At 55.1% G+C, this 18037-nt stretch carries 11 protein-coding genes; 3 read left to right on the top strand and 8 right to left on the bottom strand.

All coding sequences use genetic code 11. The features are described from left to right. The first annotated feature begins 65 nt into the window (after positions 1-65). The 3 genes from ACAW75_RS19560 (at position 66) to ACAW75_RS19570 (ending at position 4569) form a co-directional block, all read left to right on the top strand. Positions 66-620, top strand: coding sequence for a redoxin domain-containing protein (locus ACAW75_RS19560; RefSeq protein WP_370730438.1), 555 nt, complete (start codon positions 66-68; stop codon positions 618-620). A gap of 239 nt (positions 621-859) precedes the next feature. Beyond that, positions 860-1876, top strand: a complete 1017-nt coding sequence (locus ACAW75_RS19565) for a glycoside hydrolase family 53 protein (protein WP_370730597.1) — start codon at positions 860-862, stop codon at positions 1874-1876. Positions 1877-2001: 125 nt separating this feature from the next. Beyond that, on the top strand, positions 2002-4569 hold the full coding sequence (locus ACAW75_RS19570; RefSeq protein ID WP_370730439.1) for a cellulase family glycosylhydrolase: 2568 nt from the start codon (positions 2002-2004) through the stop codon (positions 4567-4569). A gap of 154 nt (positions 4570-4723) precedes the next feature. Here ACAW75_RS19570 and ACAW75_RS19575 read toward each other — a convergent pair whose 3' ends face one another. The 8 genes from ACAW75_RS19575 to ACAW75_RS19610 all read right to left on the bottom strand — a co-directional run bounded on the left by ACAW75_RS19575 (position 4724) and on the right by ACAW75_RS19610 (position 17983). Then, on the bottom strand, positions 4724-6013 hold the full coding sequence (locus tag ACAW75_RS19575; protein ID WP_370730440.1) for a DUF1501 domain-containing protein: 1290 nt from the start codon (positions 6011-6013) through the stop codon (positions 4724-4726). 69 nt (positions 6014-6082) lie between these two features. Further along, positions 6083-7687 carry a DUF1800 domain-containing protein gene (locus tag ACAW75_RS19580; protein ID WP_370730441.1) on the bottom strand — a complete coding sequence of 535 codons (1605 nt, stop codon included), beginning with the start codon at positions 7685-7687 and terminating at the stop codon, positions 6083-6085. A 231-nt stretch (positions 7688-7918) separates the two neighbouring features. Then, complete coding sequence (locus ACAW75_RS19585; protein ID WP_370730442.1) at positions 7919-11527, bottom strand: T9SS type A sorting domain-containing protein; 3609 nt, start codon at positions 11525-11527, stop codon at positions 7919-7921. Between the two features lie 445 nt (positions 11528-11972). Next, complete coding sequence (locus ACAW75_RS19590; RefSeq protein WP_370730443.1) at positions 11973-13202, bottom strand: PQQ-dependent sugar dehydrogenase; 1230 nt, start codon at positions 13200-13202, stop codon at positions 11973-11975. A gap of 297 nt (positions 13203-13499) precedes the next feature. After that, positions 13500-15059 carry a DHA2 family efflux MFS transporter permease subunit gene (locus ACAW75_RS19595; protein ID WP_370730444.1) on the bottom strand — a complete coding sequence of 520 codons (1560 nt, stop codon included), beginning with the start codon at positions 15057-15059 and terminating at the stop codon, positions 13500-13502. A gap of 35 nt (positions 15060-15094) precedes the next feature. Beyond that, a complete protein-coding gene (locus tag ACAW75_RS19600; protein ID WP_370730445.1) occupies positions 15095-16204 on the bottom strand; it encodes an HlyD family secretion protein in 1110 nt (369 codons plus the stop codon). A 25-nt stretch (positions 16205-16229) separates the two neighbouring features. Beyond that, positions 16230-17549, bottom strand: coding sequence for a TolC family protein (locus ACAW75_RS19605; RefSeq protein WP_370730446.1), 1320 nt, complete (start codon positions 17547-17549; stop codon positions 16230-16232). Next, entirely contained in the window at positions 17546-17983 is a 438-nt protein-coding gene (locus ACAW75_RS19610) for a MarR family winged helix-turn-helix transcriptional regulator (protein WP_370730447.1), read from the bottom strand. Before ACAW75_RS19610 ends, ACAW75_RS19605 begins: the two co-directional genes overlap by 4 nt. Positions 17984-18037 lie beyond the last annotated feature (54 nt).

Genomic DNA, 18037 nt, shown 5'->3' on the forward strand with positions numbered 1-18037 from the left:
CGATCGGGATGGGTGATCCAGGTACGTTCGTGGGTATCAAGAGGTGAATCAAACACCAGATCACCATGAGTCAGCTCAAAGCAGGCCAGGCCGCCCCCCATTTTTCAACGCTCGATGTAAACGGAAAACCGATCAGCCTGAGCGATTACGTCGGTAAAACAGTATGGCTCATTTTCCACCGGAATGTAGGATGCCCGATCTGCAACCTGCGTTTTTATGAGCTGGAAAAGCACCAGGCCGAATTGCAGGCCAACGGTATTGTGGTGCTGTCTGTCTACGAATCGTCGGCCGCGAACATGCGCCAATACCTTGACGGGAGGCCCCAGCCTTATTCCCGGATGATTCCCGACCCGACCGAGCAACTTTACCGGCTATACGGTGTGGAACGGTCGTTTGGGAAGCTGCTGAGCGGTGTCATGTTGCACGGAGGCATTGGTAAGCTGAAGGCGAGCAAAAAACTGACGGCCAAACTACCAAAGCAGGACGGCCACGCTGACCGGATGGGGGCCGAGTTACTGATCGGTCCCGATGGCCGAATCTGCCGGGCGCATTACCACCGTTTTCTGGGTGACGATCTGCCGCTGACAGAAATCCGTGACGCAGGCAAGGTTTTCTCATGAAAGGGGTTAATAGGTTGCTTCGCGAGCCTGTCGAAGGGCCTAGCTCGCGAAACAACCTATTAAGTGCTTTTATGAGAAAGCCCTGGTGACGCAGGTACGTTGGTATAACGTGTGGCTATGTCAGCCAGGCCCGGTAATCGGCCCATAAAGTTGACCAGGTAGTGGCAAAAACGCCTGCGAAGCCGCTGGAATGGAAACAGATGGCTCCATGTTGTGGTGACATGAACGTCGTGAAAAGAATGTTGATCCTGCTGTTGCTGGCTGGCTTAGCCAGTTGCCAAAAGGCGGATACCCAGCCGCCAGTGACGCCCGCCCCAACACCAGTGACTGACTTTATTAAAGGGGCCGACGTGAGCTGGGTGACCCAGCAGGAGGCCAGTGGCGTACGATTTTATCGTCCTGACGGAACGGCCGATGATATTTTTGTCATTCTGAAAAGCAAAGGCATAAATTCCATTCGGCTGCGCGTATGGGTGAATCCGGCTGGCGGCTGGAACGGCATAAACGATGTGTTGACCAAGGCCAGACGAGCCAACGCAGCGGGCATGAAATTGCTGATCGATTTCCACTACAGCGATTCCTGGGCCGATCCTGGTCAGCAAGCCAAACCCGCCGCCTGGCAAAAGCTGACGTTTACGGAGCTGAAAAAAGCGGTGTCTGATCACACTGCCGACGTCATGAATCGGTTGAAAATGAACGGGATTACGCCGGAATGGGTACAGATTGGCAACGAAACCAACGACGGCATGCTCTGGCCCGACGGGCGGGCATCGACCAGCATGGCCAATTTTGCGGCGCTGATTACGACGGGTTATGAGGCGGTGAAGTCAGTCAGTCCCACGTCGCAGGTGCTGGTTCATCTGTCGAACGGCTACGACAAGTCGCTGTTTCAATGGCTATTCGGTGGACTGGCCAGTAACAACGCCCAATTTGATATGATCGGCCTGTCGATGTACCCGTCGGCGACAGATTGGGCTGTTAAGAACGAACAGTGTCTGAGTAACGTCAACGAGTTGACTGTGCAATACAAAAAACCGGTTATGGTGGTGGAAGTGGGTATGCCTGCCAATGACCCGGCTACCGCCAACGCGTTTATTGCCGATCTAAGCGCCAAACTGAAAACCGTGCCGAGTGGCAATGGCCTGGGCGTTTTTTACTGGGAACCGCAAGCTTACAAAAAATGGCAGGGCTACGGCCTGGGCGCTTTCGACGATTCCGGGAAACCAACCGCCGCCCTCGACGCTTTTCTTCATTGACGTTGCTGTGTGGTGTTGGCTTCGCGCTCTGGCTCGCGAAGCAACTTACGCCGCGAAAGCAATTCATATCAGTGAATTAACAAACTACGTTACCAACACTTTATTCATCCTCCAATACACCATATATGCGTTTAGCCCATACCCGGTTTCTTCTGCTCTTTGTGCTCGTTTGTGCTGCATTGGGAGGTGCTGCCCAAACCAGTCCTAACCCCAAAAATCTGATATACATAGACCCGGCCGGGATAATTCGGTATACCAAAACAAAGCAGGAAGCGGCTTTTTATGGAGTGAACTACTGCCTGCCGTTTGCCTACGGGTACCGGGCGGTGAAAAAGCTGGGCATCAGGCCCGAAACGGCGATCGAGCAGGATGTGTACCACATGGCCCGTATGGGTGTCGATGCGTTTCGGGTGCATGTCTGGGATACCGAAATCAGCGACTCGCTGGGCAACCTGCTGGACAATGAGCACCTGCGTTTATTTGATTACCTACTGGCGCAACTCGAAAAGCGCAAGATCAAGATCATCATTACACCCATTGCATACTGGGGAAACGGTTATCCAGAACGCGACGAACGTACCCCCGGTTTTTCGCGGGTCTATGGTAAAGGGCAAGCCAACCAGAATGAACTGGCGATCAAGGCACAGGAAGAATACGTCCGGCAGTTTTTACGGCACGTCAATCCGTACACGAAATCGACCTATGGGAACGACGTATCCGTAATTGCCGTGGAGCTGAACAACGAGCCCGTCCACAGCGGTCCCAAACCCAATGTGACAACCTACATCAACCGGATCAACGCGGCGGTACGTAGCACGGGCTGGGATAAACCGATCGTCTACAACATGGCTCAGAACCCCTGGTATGCCGATGCGGTGGCAAAATCGGCGGTGAATGGCTATACCTTTCAGTGGTATCCGCTGGGGCTGGTGGCTGGCCGCACCCTGGGCGGCAACCCGCTGATGCACGTAGACACTTACCAGATTCCGTTCGATACCATTCCCGAATACAAGAACAAGGCGCGTATCGTATACGAGTTCGACGCGGGCGACATCTACGCGTCGTACATGTACCCGGCCATGGCGCGGAGCTTCCGGGGCGCGGGTTTTCAGTGGGCTACCCAGTTCGCTTATGATCCGATGTCGACAGCCTACGCGAATACCGAATACCAGACCCATTACCTGAATCTGGCCTATACGCCTTCTAAAGCGATCAGCATGCTCATCGCCGGGCGGGTGTTCCGCGAAACGCCCCGGTTCAAAAATTACGGCAAGTACCCGCCAGACAGCGCGTTTGGGCCATTTCGCCTGAGCTATAGCCAGTCACTGAGCGAGATGAACCGGGAGGGAGCTTTCGTTTATTCGAACACTACCCAGACGAAGCCGACCGCCCCGGCCCAACTGACTCAGGTGGCTGGCGTAGGCAGTTCACCGGTGGTTCAGTATCCCGGAACCGGCGCGTATTTCCTGGATAAAATCGGCGATGGCGTCTGGCGGCTCGAAGTGATGCCCGATGCGATTCTGATCCGCGACCCGTTTGAACGCCCATCGCTCAGCAAAGAGGTGACGACCATCCGCTGGGCTACGCACCCCATGCAGATCGACCTGCCCGATCTGGGCACGTCGTTTGCCATCACGGCACAGAACGCGGGCAATTCGTTTACGGCCACAGCCACTAACGGTAGCTTCCAGATCCGTCCCGGCACGTACCTGCTGAAAACGGCCACCGCTAAAATGCCCGCGACGATGCCTTCCACCGTGATCGGCCTGACCGAATTCGTGGCACCCGCCGACCGGTCGACGGACACGCCAATACTCGTGCATGCAGCCTATGCTGAGGTATCGGCGCAGCAGCCGGTGACGCTATCGGCAACCCTCGTGGGGCTCGATTCGACCGGCAGGGCTACGGTTGAGGTGCATGCTGCGGGCGCCGACCGTGCTCGTACGCTGGCGATGCAACCGGTGGCCCCCTATCGGTACGAAGTGAGCATACCGGCCGAACTGGTCAGGGCTGGCTTGCTGACGTACCGGATCATTCTGCAAAAAGGAGCCGATTACTGGACGTACCCAGCCGGTCAGAAAGGTGATCCGTATGCCTGGGATTACCTGCCTACGGCCATGTATCAGACGCTTGTTACACCGGCAACGACGCGCCTGGATCTGTTCAACGCCACTATTGACCGCACACGTTTACTAATGAATAACCCGGATTATCGGAACAATAAAGTTGACTTTGCACCCGACGAGCAGCCGAACCAATTACTGCTCAACGCCACTATCGGAACGGCACGGGCTAATCAGCCGGTGGGCTTTCAGGTCTATTTCGGCGACAAAATAAAAGGCCGCAGAACGGAGTTGTCCGATCTTACGAAGCTGGTCGTACGCGGAAAATCCGCTGCTGGTCAATCTGTTTCCCTGAAAATCGGGTTGGTTGACAAGTATGGCGCTACGTTTTCAACGGTGGTGCAGCTACCGCAGCAATTAACGGAACTGGAAGTGCCCATCACTAGCCTGACACGAGATGCCATGCTGTTACTGCCACGGCCCTACCCCGACTTTCAACCGCTCCTGTTCCAGCCTTCCACATCAGGTACGTTCAACATCACTGACAGTGAGCGTATAGACATCCAGGTAATGCCATCGACCACGCAGCCAGTCGGCTTTTGGCTGGATTATGTAGGGTTGAAGCGGTAAGGGGAAACTGCCGACGCACGTTGTACTGCTTCGCGTCTTGTTGCCAGGCGCTAGTGTTGCTTTTTGCTCCAGGCCCTTCGAGCGGATCGCTCCGCCGCTGCGGTCGAAGGGCCTGGAGCAAAAAGCAACACTAGTAACTAACTGCCCGTCTCTACTAAACCACCATTGCCAGCGGGGCAAATTGCCCCATCAAGACGTTCTGTACGTCGGATGAAGGGAGGTTGAGCCATTGTTGCAGAACGGTGGCATAAACAGACCGGAAGTCGTGCTGCATGGGTACGTTATCGTTCGGCGTGACGTTGGTTGGCAGTGGCGGATTAGTGCCGATCACGCCCGCTTTTACCCCATTACCAAAGTAGAGAACGGGTGCTGCGGCGCCATGATCTGTACCGCCGCTGGCGTTTGATTTAATCCGTCGACCAAATTCTGAAAAGGTCATTCCCATGACTCGATCAGCGGCGTTCAGGCCTTGTAAATCATCCATGAACGCACCGATCGCTTCCGACACGCGGCGGAGCAACTGGGCGTGGGTACCAGTGGTGGTATCATCGACTTCGGCCTGCCTGGCGTGGGTGTCGAAACTGCCCGTACTGACCAGATACACCTTTGTGCGCAAGCCACCTGCTACTAGTCTGGCCACGATCTTCAACTGGTCGGCCAGCTGATTTTTTCCCGGCGCCGGATACCTATCTGATTGTTTCGTAACGCTCATCGCCGCCTTTTTAATCACGCCGGCATACTGATCGGTTTTCTGTGACACCTTCTCCAGGTAAGCCAGCTGTTCACTCCAGCGCGTGTTGGGTGTTTCGTCGGTTTTGTCTTCGATCAGATCGTAGAAGTTGGCGGGGTTACTGATGGCCAGTCCCATCGTGAAAGCGGGTCCCTGGAAGGCCGAAGCAATCACCGAGCCGATCTGAATAGCCAGCGGGTCGGGCATGGTTTCGTTGGGGTACTTGTCGGGGAAACCCGGAAATGACCCGTTCAGATACCGCCCGGCCCAACCCGTATTGAGCACTTTGTCAGCGTCGGAGCCGGTCATCCAGATGTCGGTGGCGCGGAAATGCGAGAAATTGGGTTTGGGGTAGCTTACCGCCTGCACAATGCCTGCCTTACCGTCATTGAACAGCTGCTGAAACTCGGTCATGGCAGGGTGAATCCCCGTCGCATCCACCCCATCGAGCGGCAGGATTTTGGCCCGGGGCAGCGCGATGTTCGGGCGGGCCGCCAGGTACGTTCCATATTGATCGACGGGAATCACCGTGTTCAGTCCATCATTACCGCCATTCAGCTGAATCAGCACCAGCACCCGGTCATTCGTCGAATCGTGCGCGTGGTCGGGCACCAGCGCCGATTGAGCCATGGCCCGAACAGAAAACCCATTCAGGCACTGAGGAAGCACCAGCCCGGCTACGGCCGTATGTCGAAGAAAGTGTCTGCGTTTCATGGGGGTAAAGAGTGGTTTATCGGCGTAGCTGGCGCGAGGACATCCTCGCGCCAGCTACGCCACTCGCCATCAGGTGAGTTGGTACTGGGGCAGGTTCATCAGGTACTTGTACAGGTTCTGCAACTTCCGGGTCACGTTCGATTTATTGGCCATGTCGTCGGGTTTGGCAGTCAGGTTTTCCCACGCCTGCGTCCAGTAATGGTCCGATACCATACCCTGAAGTCCCGACAGCAGAATGCTTGTTTTGATGTACAGCTTGTCTTTATCAGACAGTGAGATGGCGTATAGTCGACGGGCGGCCTCGTCGATCAGGGCGGCTGGGTCGGCGGGATTGGCCAGCGTTTGGGTAAATGCAATGACATCGATCGCCAGCTTTTTACCATTCCGACTGAACTTCCCGCTGGCCATGTTATCCGAAAAGACATTGCGCTTGGGGAGCGTATCCGAATTGATCCAGAGCTTATCGAACATCGGCTCTTGGTAGTAAGCGGGCCAGCCTGCTACGTTGGGCGGGTCGCCAATGTTCTGCTGCATGCCCGCCGTCTGGTTCTGTACGGTCTGCCATAAACCATACTGATCGGCGAAACTGCCCGCGTCGGGGAAGGCTACGCCAAACTCGCGACAGAGGCCAACCGTATAATCGAGCGGACTTTTGATGATGGCCCCTCGATTCGTAGCTTCAAAGAAATGCCGACTGCCCAGCAACTCGCGCAACACCGGCTTTATCTCGTAGTTACTCTCCCGGAAAACGGTGGCCAATGGCGTAATGAGGCGGGCTTCGGTCGCTTCGTCGATCTGGTGATACACGAAGAAGCGGTACAACTTCCGACAGATGAACCGCGACACTTCCTCCTGCGCAAAGAGCATCGTCAGCAGATCATCCAGTTCCTGTTCACCTTCCGGTCCGCGCCGCCCTTTGATCGTTGTATGCTGATAAAAAGCGGAGAACGTTTTATCGCTGCTGTCGTGGCGGCCAGGATCGAACAGGCTCACATAGGTCGTGGTGTCATTCCGGAAGCCCGTCAGCACTTTGGCGGCTGCTTTGACGTCGTCTTCGGTATAGTGTGAGCCGGGGCCTTTCCCTACCGTAAACAGTTCCTGCAACTCGCGACCATAGTTTTCGTCGGGGGCTTTTTTGTTGCTGGCCGTTCCATTCAGGTATTTCAGCATGGCCGGGTCTTTGGTCACCGCCTTCACCATGTCTTTGACATTCCCAAGCGCATGCTGGCGCAACAGGGCATTATGCCGGTAACACATCAGCGCGTTATCGACCATGTTGGTTTCGGTGGTGAAGTGGTTATGCCAGAAGATCACCATTTTTTCCCGCAACGTCCGGTTCTGGTTGAGCATCAGACCCAGCCACCACGCTTTGAACGAGTTCTTCCGCCGCCCGTTATTCAGGCCATCGTAGTTGATGGAGGTCGTCCAGGTATCGCCGGGGAGAATCTCGTCGTCGGTATATTTATCGTCGTTGTAATTGTTGATCGGCGGGGTGGGGGCGGGTTCATCGGCCAACAGTTCGCGAAATGCTTTCCGGGGCGAGAGCGCCTGCATGTACGCCACATCGTCTGGTTTGGCCCCAAACATAGCCCGTCTGAGCAGGTGCCTGACGTCGTCATCGGTCCACTTACCGCGAAAGGATTCCAGATGCGTTGCCGTTGCTGAAAGGGCCATACGAACGTTTCCAGGTTGATGATCCAACTTTACTAACGCGTAAACGTCCGTTCTGGCTCCTTTTTAACGATCATTTAAGTCAAACGTACCCAGCTTTGGTGTAATTATCTGGCTGGGTACGTTCGGTGGATAAGGTGAAAAAAGCTTCGCGGTTTACAATATTGCTGACGCTGGGCCCAGCGTCAGCAACCTAACTCGCGTCAGCAGTACACACCAGCGCGAATCTCCTCTCTACCACACGCGCAAAATCTTCTTCACAAACCGCTCATTGCCTTGCTGAATATTGATGAGGTGCAGGCCGTAGGGCAACGCCGATAAGTCGATCTTGGTTGAAATCGACGGGCTTTCTTTCCGGACCGTTAGTTGTTTATGCGTAGTGCCGAGGTTGCCGTCAACTACTTGAATAGCAACGTCGCCGACGTAATCATTAGCCCATTCCAGCGTGACGTAGTCGGTAGATGGGTTTGGGTAAGCGCGAATCGTCAGTGGCTGATCCGTCACCTCCGCGTTGGCCGCCATACGGGGGGCACCCGTGAAGCCGTCGGCCACCACGAAGACCGGCGTTTCGGTGACCGTCAGGGCCAGATTACCTCCGGCCGTTTGGCGCATTTCTACGGCCAGCGTATCCTGCTTTGCCTGTGGCCGGTAGACTTTCGCCGACGACGTACCCAAACTCAACGTATACTGGCTCGTGCGGCCCACTTCATCAGGAACCCATAGCGCGTAGACCGACTGCCCGTTGCGTTCGTAGCGGTCAACGTTGGGGTTCGTGCTCAGCGTTTCTTTGAACACGTAGTCGCCCATCAGTTTTTTAGTCTGGTAGAAATAGTCGGCGGTGATCTTCCGGCTGAAATTCTGATTGATCAGGCCCATCGAACAGAATTGCGTGGCGCAGTCGATGTTCAGGTCGTAGGTCTGGTAAAAATCGACCCGCTCTACGCCTTCGCGGGCATATAACAGGGCTGTGCGCAGGTTCCAGTCGGCCTGGGTTTGCTCGACCGATTTCGGGCCAATGGCGATGGCGTGGAGCGGACTGCCCTGATTGAGGTCGTAGCCCGTTTCCGACACATAAACCGGCATGTCGTAGCAGGCTTCTTGAGCTAGTTTGATCACATTACGCGCTACCTGCGTCGCAATGGATAACTCCGGGGCCGCACCCCGCGTTGAGCTGCCGCCCTGCGATGAGTTGTTGTTGTCGGGGTAGAGGTGGTAATTGATCACATCCCAGCACAGATCCACCTGGCCATTGCCTTTATACCCCCGGAACTCCTTACACCAATCGATCATGCCCTTGATGTAGTCGGTACCGGCATAGACCGAACACAGACCACCCATGACAACGACCATGCTCGGATCGGCATTTTTAACGCCTACACCAGGTCCCATCGTGTTTTTATGGCCATCGTAGAACGCCGACAGCTGGGCGGCATACTCGCGGCCGGTCTGGTAGGCCAGCCGTCCGCGCCACCACTTGTCGCGTTCGTTGTCGCACTCGATGTAGTTGATCAGCCCCAGGCCTATCTTCACCACGTTAGCCGGGTCGGTGTTCCAGCGAGTGGCGGTGTTTACTTTTACAAGCCCTGGATCAACCTGTGTGTTTTTGCCGTAGCGGGCCGTATACTGGAACGCCACCCGCGCCAGTTCGATGTACGAGGCTGGTTTTGAATAATCGCGACCGTAGGCCACCGGTACGTTGTCGTTGCCTTGCTGGTCGGCCGGGTACGTTGCTTTCAGGTAGGGCGCAATGTCTTTCAGGCAGGCCATGACTTCCATGCCCGCCGCTTTGCAGCGTTCATACATCAGGTCGTAATTCCAGCCGCCCGAATGCGTTGGGTTGAAGGTGTAGTTCCCTTCCGTCTGCTCCAGTTTTTCCCAGTCCATGTAGTGCCGGATCACCCCGAACGACTGCAACGCCTTCATCTTGGCCTCGTCGATGGTCGACACGCCTGGCGGGAAGAAATCCCATTCGAACCCGTTGATGCCCGTCAGGTTTTTAAAGGTCGGCGTCTTTTTCGGGGCAGCGCCAGCCGTTTGTGTGGGTGCCTGATACGACCCATACAGCTCAATCTCGCGCGGCCAGAAATCCGAGGTGTTGATCACCAGGTAGCGGGCGTCGGTGATGGCGTTGTCGAGCAGGAACTTGGCGTCGCCAGCCGGTTGCCGGGTGGGGTAGGGGCCAACCCAGTTAGTGTAGTCCAGCCCCTGAAACTGGGCAATTTCCACGCGCCGCCAGTCGCTGGTGATGATCGACAACCGCAGTGGTTTTTCGGTGTTGGTGCCATTGCCATCGTAGAACTTGACCGCTTTAATGGTCATCGCCTCGCCGGGTTGCAGCGGATAGTAGGCGTCGTATGTGCTCAGGATCTTGCCCCAGCCAGTCTGTATTTCGGCGTCGGTTTTCCCGTCGAAAAGCCCGTCGAGGCCGCTGGTCGTGTTGTTGAGCTGATACCAGCGGCTGGCTGTAAGTGGGATCTTGTCGCCCAGCGAAACGGGAGGGGCTACGGTAGGCGATGTGGGAGGGGTGATAACAACCGCTTCATCGACCAGATGACCATATACCCGGACTTTCAGCGGCAGCGCATTACCGTACTTTCGAATGATGATGGCGTCGGCGGTGAGTGATTGGGGTGGTGTCAACGGTTGCCATGTCATGTAATCAGGGCCGGTAAACGTACCCAGCAAGGTGCGGGTCGTGCCCTTCACGGCATAGAGCGAAGCGGGCGTATCGTTCCATACGTTAGAGCCATCGAACAACTCCAGTTTGGTCACCTCCGCCAGGTGTTCGAGTTTTAGGTTTAGCTCAATCCAGCGGCTGTTGTCCGGGTGCCATTCGTCCTGCACCAGGCTGTTCATGTCGTCGTTCAGATAGGCGGCGTAGCTTTGGGGCGTTGGCAAATCCGTGCTGACAGCAACGACTTTCACCCGCTCCTGCGCATACAGAATAGCATCGAGCGGATCGGCGGGCAGCACCTTGCCGTAGGCGCGTAATTTCACGGGAATGGCATTGTTGTACTTGTGAATCACAAGCCCTTCAGCCACAATGGGTTCATTGATAGCGTAGGTTTTAAACTCCATATACCGATCACCTGTAAACCGGCCGAGCAGCGTTTTCTCTTTTCCGTTGTAGGTGTAAATATCGGCGGGAGTAGCTTCGAACGAATCCTCGTAATCATAGACGTCCAGTTTCGTCAACAGGCTCTTTTTGTCGAATTTGATGGTCACGTCGGTCCACTGCTGATTGCTCGGTGCCCAGTGAGTAGGCACCAGTTTGCTCATGTCGTCGTTGAGGTAAGCCGAATAATCCTGACCAGTCACGGGTTTATCGGTAGCTGATACCAGCTTCAGCAGATCGAGCGGCTTTGGAATAATGGTGCTGGGGGTAAGGGGCTGGCCAAACGCCTTGATCTTTTGCGGAATGTTGTTGCCGTATTTGTAGATCATGATGGCGTCGGCCACCAGCGGCTGAAAGGGCGTCAGCGTCACCCACGCCTTATAGCTCTCGCCCGTAAACGCGCCGATGAGTACGCGCTGAGTGCCATTAAGGGCATACAACAGCGCGGGTTTATCGGTGAATGTACCGTCATAATCATACAGAGAGAGGCTGGTAACCAGGCTTTTCTGTTGAAGCTTCAGGGTGACCTGCACCCACTTCTCATTGCCCGACCAGGCGCTTTGTACCAGTTTGTTGAGGTTGTCGTTCAGCCAGGGCGAGTAATCCTGACCGGTATTCTCGCTCGGTGTCACCGACGTAATGCCTAATCGAACGGGGGCCGGATTGGTTTGCGCCCGTGTCAGGAACGCCAAAAAAAAGAGGAAGGTACCGAGTAGTAGTTTGCGCATAAGGCGATTCGTTACGGTGTGGATTGATTGGACGTAATGAGGTCTTGAAAAAGAGGATAATGGTCAAGCTAAGGGGTAGGAAAGGAGACGGGTAAGCGGGTAGCGACGTAGGCGCAAATCGCAGGCCAATCCCTACCGTGATGGGCGTTGTGCGTAGTGAGTACGAGGCGATTGGCCCTATAAAGGCGGGATTAGTACAGGAAGGGTGTATTATTTAAGTGGCATATATTGGCGTATGGGTAACTAGAAGTTTATATCTAGGTGTCTGCTGTTATAATTCGACTAATATACTGGCCGATTTATAAAAAATAGTATGTCTATATGACTACTGGAAATTTTAATCTGCTCACAGACTGATAGATAAGCAAAACGAGGTAACGGCGTGGCCACAAATTTAGGGCCACTTCGCTACCTCCTTTATTAACTGGTAATGCCTCTTAACGGCCTATTTCGTGCGGCTTACCCGGTAAATGACGCCATTGTTATCCTCCGAAAAGATAACCGAACCGTCGGGGAGGGTGGCAATACCAACCGGCCGGCCAAACTGCGACTGGTTATTGTCAACCAGGAAGCCCGATACGAAATCATCGATGCGGGTTGGTTTCCCGTTCTCGAAATGCACACGCACCACGTTATAGCCCGACGGTTGCGTCCGGTTCCACGAGCCGCGCATCGTTACGAACGCGTCGTTCTGGTAGTCGGCTGGAAAAGCGCTGGCCCCGGTCGTGCTGGTGTAGAACACCATGGCCAGCGGCGCTGCGTGAGCATTGTACGAAAGGGCCGGTAGGGTGGTGCGCAACAGAATCTGCGCATAGGTGGTATCGCCCATGGGCCGGGGGTGCGGGTTGTAATTGCCATCGCCGTAGATGTAAGGCCAGCCGTAAAACGCTCCCTGTTTGATCAGGTTCAGTTCTTCTTTCTGCTGCTCATCGCCCAGCCAGTCAATGCCGTGGTCAAAGCCATACAGTTCCTTCGTCTGCGGATGCCAGCCAAACCCGATCGTGTTGCGCAGACCGCTGGCAAAGACCGTCCGGTTCGACCCATCGGCGTTGGCGCGTAGCATCGTAGCGTGCTCAGGGTTAGGTTCGGCGCAGGCGTTGCAGGTGCTGCCTACGGTGATGTACAATAGCCCGTCGGGCCCAATGGCCAATGTGCGGTTTGGGTGCTGGCCGGCGTCGGGCAGGTTGTTGATCAGTTGCTGAAGGTTGCCCAGCGTACCATCGCCATTGATCGGCGCCCGGAACACTTCTTTGATGGTAGCCAGGTACATCTGTCCGTTGTTGATGGTGATGCCATGTACGCTTTTAATGGTGGCCACCACCCGTTTCTGATCCGCTTTTCCGTCGCCGTTAGTATCGCGCAGAAGGGTTACGGTCCCGGCTTCCCGGTTTGTTACATATACGTACCCGGCCGGGCTAACAGCCAACTGACGCGGTTTCCCAAGTGAATCAGCGTATTTGGCGATGGTGAAACCGGCTGGAACGCGCAACTGGGCAACGCGGGCATCAGTAGCTGGAACCAATGCTGGCTCGAAGACATTACCGACAACCTGGGCCGATGTTGGCTCTTTGTTTGTTTCAGGAACTTTGGCCGTAATCTCATCTTTGCTGCAGGCCGCTAATAGTGACGTAAAGACGATGCCTGTCAGGAGCAGGGGGCGAAGCATTAATTTCATTTCGTGTCGTTGAGTATACTGGTTGGATTAAAACATTTTAATGTACTTAACGACATCTAATAATAACTGTTCCGATAGTTTTAGTAGGGTTTAGGGGGCGGGCCTGGGTACGTTGTGTCCCGCAGCGGTGGCCCGCCCCGCCCTAGAGGGGTAAAGCCAACGTACCCAGGCCCAACAAAAAAGCCCTGATCCAGCGACGTATCGCCAGAACAGGGCTCAACAAAGAAAGTCTTCTGTTGCGCTGCTTCTCATCCAGTATGGTGATGTAGCAGCGCAACAGAAGACGGAAGACTTTTTTTATTCCATCGCCATGTCGATGTGGGCCGGTTTCTCGATTTTCTTACCGATAAACAGCAGCAGCAGGGGCACGCAGGCCAGGAAGAAACCACCGATAACCAGGAAGGTATCGGCGTAGGTCATGACCAGGGCCTGTTTCATCACGGAACCCTGCATCAAGCCATAGGCTTTGCTGGTTGCTGAGGCCAGCGCATCGCCTTTTGAGAGAAACAGGCTGGTGTACTGCTTGATCCGATCAGCCGAAAACGGATTATAGATCGATACGTTATCACCCAGCCGCGACGCATGAAACATGGTCCGGGTTGAAATGTACGTGGTCATAATGGCCGTTCCGAACGTACCGCCGAGTTGGCGAATCATACCCGTCAGCGCCGAGCCTTGTGGAATACTAATGCTCTTTAAACTGGCTAAGGTAATGGTTGTCAGGGGGATGAAGATCATGCCCATGCCAATGCCCCGTATAATGAGTGGCCAGAAGAAATTGTCTGGTCCGGCAACCAGGCTAATGCCCGACAGGTCGAAGCAGAAGCCGAAGAACAGCAGAAAGCCAATGGCCGCGTACCAGATCGGGGAGATGTAGTTCTTGCTGAGCAACCCGCCTACGATGGGCATCATCAGCCCTGTCATGAGCGAACCGGGCATCAAGAGCAAACCCGTTTGGCTGGCCGTGAAACCGAGGATGGTCTGGCAGAAAACCGGGATAATAAATACCGACGCGAACAGTCCGAAACCCAGAATAAAGTTGAACAACGTACCTACCGCAAAGCGGCGCTCCTTCAACAGCCGCAGATCAAGAATGGGAATGCTTACCGTCAACTGACGCCAGATGAAACCGATCAGGCCAACGCCCGCCGCGATCGACATGCCCACGATGAACCCTGAGTCCAGCCAGTCTTTTTCCTGGCCTTTTTCCAGGACGATCTGCAACCCGCCGATACCCATGATCAACAGGATCAACGCCAGCCAGTCCATGGAACCGGCCGCTATTTTCTCGGCGGGTTCCTTAATGTAGGCGTAGGTCATCACCGTGGCCAGAATACCGAAGGGAATGTTGATGTAGAACACCCAGTTCCACGACAGGTTATCGGTAATGTACCCACCCAGCGTTGGCCCAATCGACGGGCCGATGATCACGCCCATCCCGAAAATAGCGTTGGCAATACCCAGATCTTCTTTCGGAAACGTCTGAATCAGAATGGATTGGGCAGTTGTCAGCAAGCCGCCGCCGCCAATGCCCTGCACCACCCGGAAAAAGACCAGCTCCCACACGTTGGTCGATGTGCCGCAGAAAATAGACGCCAGCGTGAAAAGGACGATCGATGCCGCGAAGTAATTCCGTCGTCCCAGCTTGGCCGTCAACCAGCCCGACATGGTAATCATGACGGCACTGGCCGCGGCATAGCCCGTTACTACCCAGCTGATATCACCGAGCGACGCGCCCAGGTTACCCATCATCTGGTTCAGGGTAACGTTAACGATCGACGAGTCGATGGTTTGCAGCAGGGCGGCCGTCGTCACCGTCAGCACAACGACCCATTTATCAAAACCTAGCTTGTTCATAATTTTGAGCGACAACGGAGTTACCCAATCAACCTTTATTTCTTAATATCCACGGCTACCGTTGCGCTCATACCGGGGCGGAGGCTGGCAAATACCGGGCTGTTTTTGTCCAGATCGATACGAACGGGGACGCGTTGCACCACTTTTACATAGTTGCCCGTGGCGTTGTCGGGGGGGAGCAGGGTGAATTTGGCACCCGTAGCCCCGGCAAACGAACCAACGTGGCCAACCAGCTTCTGCCCGTCAAACGCATCGACCTCGACCTCAACCGTTTGGCCGGGCTTCATCTCGTTCAACTGCGTTTCCTTGAAGTTGGCCGTCACCCATAACGATGAGTTGCCAACGACCGAACACAGCGCCTGACCAGGTTGAACCAACTGGCCAATCTGCACCGACCGCTTCGACACGATGCCCGAAATAGGGGCCCGAACAATGGTGTACGACAATTGCAGATTCGCCATGTCGAGCTCCGTCTGGCGTTGCTTCACCGTTGCCTGCGCTACCGAGATCTGCCCTTCGGTGGCCCGGCGTTGTGAGTTCGTTACGCCCGTTTGCGTACCCGCCGCACTGACCTGCGCCTGGGCCGTTTGCAGTTGTGCCTGAGCCGCCTGCAATTGGGCCTGAGCCGCATCGCGCTGGGCCTGAACCGCGTCGAACTGTTGCTGAGGAACCGTTTTTTCGGCCAGCAAGCGACCATACCGGTCAAAATCCTGACTGGCCTGACGGAACCGGGCCTGAGCAGCCGTTACGTTGGCCTGCGCGGTCAGCACCTGATTACGGGCCGTTTGCACCCCGGCCTGCGAACTCTGCACGGTAGCCGATGCCACCCCTACGTTCGAGCGGGTCACGCCTGCGCTGGCCATCGCACTTTGCAGCGCCGCTTCGGCCTGAGCCACCCGGATGCGGTAATCGGCATCATCGAGCACAACGAGGGTGTCGCCCGCTTTAACGTACTGGTTGTCGTTGAAGCGAATGGCCTTGACGTACCCACCGGCTTTCGGAATCACCGGGTTCACGTCGCCATCAATCTGGGCATCGTCGGTTGTTTCGTGCCGCTGCAGGTAACTGAATTCACTGTACCCGAAAAAGAGAGCCGCAACCAGAATAATGACGCCCCCTACGCGAAATAATATTGTCTTGTTCATGACGGATTGTACTATCGAAAAGAGATTAATTGAGGTTTGTTCCCGTGGCCCGTAGTAGCCGTTGATAAGCCAGTTGCGCGTCTACGGTGGCATTGATCACGTTGAGTTGGGCCTGAAGCAGGAAGCTATCGGCCTCTAGTAGATCAGTTGAGCCAACCAGCCCATTGCGGAACCGCGACTCGGTGAGGCGGTAGTTCTCCCGTGCCTGCGCTACGGCCGTACGAATCACGTTTTGCTGCTCCAGTGCGAGCTGGTAATTGTTGTAGGCCGTTACCACTTCCGACCGAATCTGGTCGGTTTGTTGCTGGCCTTGCAGGTTTGCCTGATCAATGGCCGTTTTGGCCGTGTTCAGTCGGCCTTTCATGTTGTAGAGCGAACCGATATTGTAGCTCAGGCCGGCACCCACGTTCCAGGCGCTGATGAATGAACCAGCCTCAGGCACCAGGCGGGCAGATGGGTTAATGTAATTGTAGCCCGCCGACACGCCAAAGTGGGGGTACATCGCACTCTTCGTGTTCACCAGCAATGCCTCGGCCGACTGCAACCGCAGGGTATTCGCCTGCACTTCGGGACGTACCTGAACGGCCTGCGCCAGGAAACTCCCCAATGGCTCAACCGTCGTGGTGGGGTTCGTCAGGGTCGTGTCAACCGTTACCTGCTGGTCTTCGGGAAGGCCTACGAGCAGGTTGAAGTTGTACAGCGCCGTTTGCCGGGCCTTGTCGACCTGAAGGCGGCTGAGTTGCAGGTTGTTCTTCTGCAACTGAATTTTCAGTACCTCGTTGGCGGTGACGATACCTTCTTTCAGCAGGTTATTGGCCTCGCGCTCTTTCTCGTCGAACTGCCTGATGCTCTGGTCAATAACGGTCGTTGATCGAATCAGCTTGACAATGTTGTAATACGCGTCTGTGACGGTATACACCAGCTCAGAACGGTTGCGTTGCGCATCCAGCCGACTGGCTCTGGCCAATAACTGGGCTGATTTCTCAGCCGATTTTTCGGCAAAGCCGCCAAATAGTTCTTTGCTGATCGTCACCCCACCAATCGTGGCATTGAACGCCCCGGCCGGAATACCCAGCAATGGTTTCCCATCGCTACCCTGACCTAATGCGAAAGGGCCGGTGAGGCTGTAGCGCGAATAGGCCAGCGAAGCGTTGGCCTGCGGTAAACTGCGATCTTTGGCTTCCTGCGAACGGGCTTCGGCAGCCAGCGTCCGCGAATCGGCCAGTTTAATGCCTTTATTATTCTGGAGGGCCAGTTGAATAGCCTGGCTCAATGGCATGGGTTGGGCAGCTGCCAGCCCCATACTCAGTAACCAAAGGCTGGCTCCTACTACGTACGTCTTCATGTTAGTCGGTTTCTAATTTTATCCAGGAGTGTATTCATCGTGTGTACTTCATCGTCGGTCAGGTGGCTGACGACCGATTCAAAATCATTAAACTCAAGCGCTACATTTTCCACAAACTTGTTCGTGTCTTCAGTCAGGCTCAGGTTCACGCGGCGCCGGTTTTGAGGGTCGATCTCCCGCACAATCAGATTCTTGGCTACCAGCCGGTCAGTCAATCGGGTGATGTCGGAGTTTACTTCCGTCATTTTGTCTTTCAGTTCACCCGCCGTCAAACTAGCTGGGTAAACTTCTGAGAGACGGCGCAACACAATGTATTGTTGTACCGAGAGATCAAACGGAGCCAGCTTCTGGCTGAAGTAATTCATGATGTACCCATCTGTCTTGTGCAGATTGCCAATCAGCCGGTGATACTCGTTGCGATACTGTTTATCCATGGGTTCGGTAGGTATTCATAAAGACAACTAATATTCGTTTAAACGAATTTCGTC

The sequence above is a fragment of the Fibrella arboris genome (genome assembly GCF_041321095.1).
GTDB lineage: Bacteria > Bacteroidota > Bacteroidia > Cytophagales > Spirosomataceae > Fibrella > Fibrella arboris.

Excerpts from the sequence above, each read along its gene's own strand:
- ACAW75_RS19560 (WP_370730438.1), top strand. The coding sequence starts at position 66 with ATGAGTCAGCTCAAAGCAGGCCAGGCCGCCCCCCATTTTTCAACGCTC.
- ACAW75_RS19565 (WP_370730597.1), top strand. The coding sequence starts at position 860 with ATGTTGATCCTGCTGTTGCTGGCTGGCTTAGCCAGTTGCCAAAAGGCG.
- ACAW75_RS19570 (WP_370730439.1), top strand. The coding sequence starts at position 2,002 with ATGCGTTTAGCCCATACCCGGTTTCTTCTGCTCTTTGTGCTCGTTTGT.
- ACAW75_RS19575 (WP_370730440.1), bottom strand. The coding sequence starts at position 6,013 with ATGAAACGCAGACACTTTCTTCGACATACGGCCGTAGCCGGGCTGGTG.
- ACAW75_RS19580 (WP_370730441.1), bottom strand. The coding sequence starts at position 7,687 with ATGGCCCTTTCAGCAACGGCAACGCATCTGGAATCCTTTCGCGGTAAG.
- ACAW75_RS19585 (WP_370730442.1), bottom strand. The coding sequence starts at position 11,527 with ATGCGCAAACTACTACTCGGTACCTTCCTCTTTTTTTTGGCGTTCCTG.
- ACAW75_RS19590 (WP_370730443.1), bottom strand. The coding sequence starts at position 13,202 with ATGAAATTAATGCTTCGCCCCCTGCTCCTGACAGGCATCGTCTTTACG.
- ACAW75_RS19595 (WP_370730444.1), bottom strand. The coding sequence starts at position 15,059 with ATGAACAAGCTAGGTTTTGATAAATGGGTCGTTGTGCTGACGGTGACG.
- ACAW75_RS19600 (WP_370730445.1), bottom strand. The coding sequence starts at position 16,204 with ATGAACAAGACAATATTATTTCGCGTAGGGGGCGTCATTATTCTGGTT.
- ACAW75_RS19605 (WP_370730446.1), bottom strand. The coding sequence starts at position 17,549 with ATGAAGACGTACGTAGTAGGAGCCAGCCTTTGGTTACTGAGTATGGGG.
- ACAW75_RS19610 (WP_370730447.1), bottom strand. The coding sequence starts at position 17,983 with ATGGATAAACAGTATCGCAACGAGTATCACCGGCTGATTGGCAATCTG.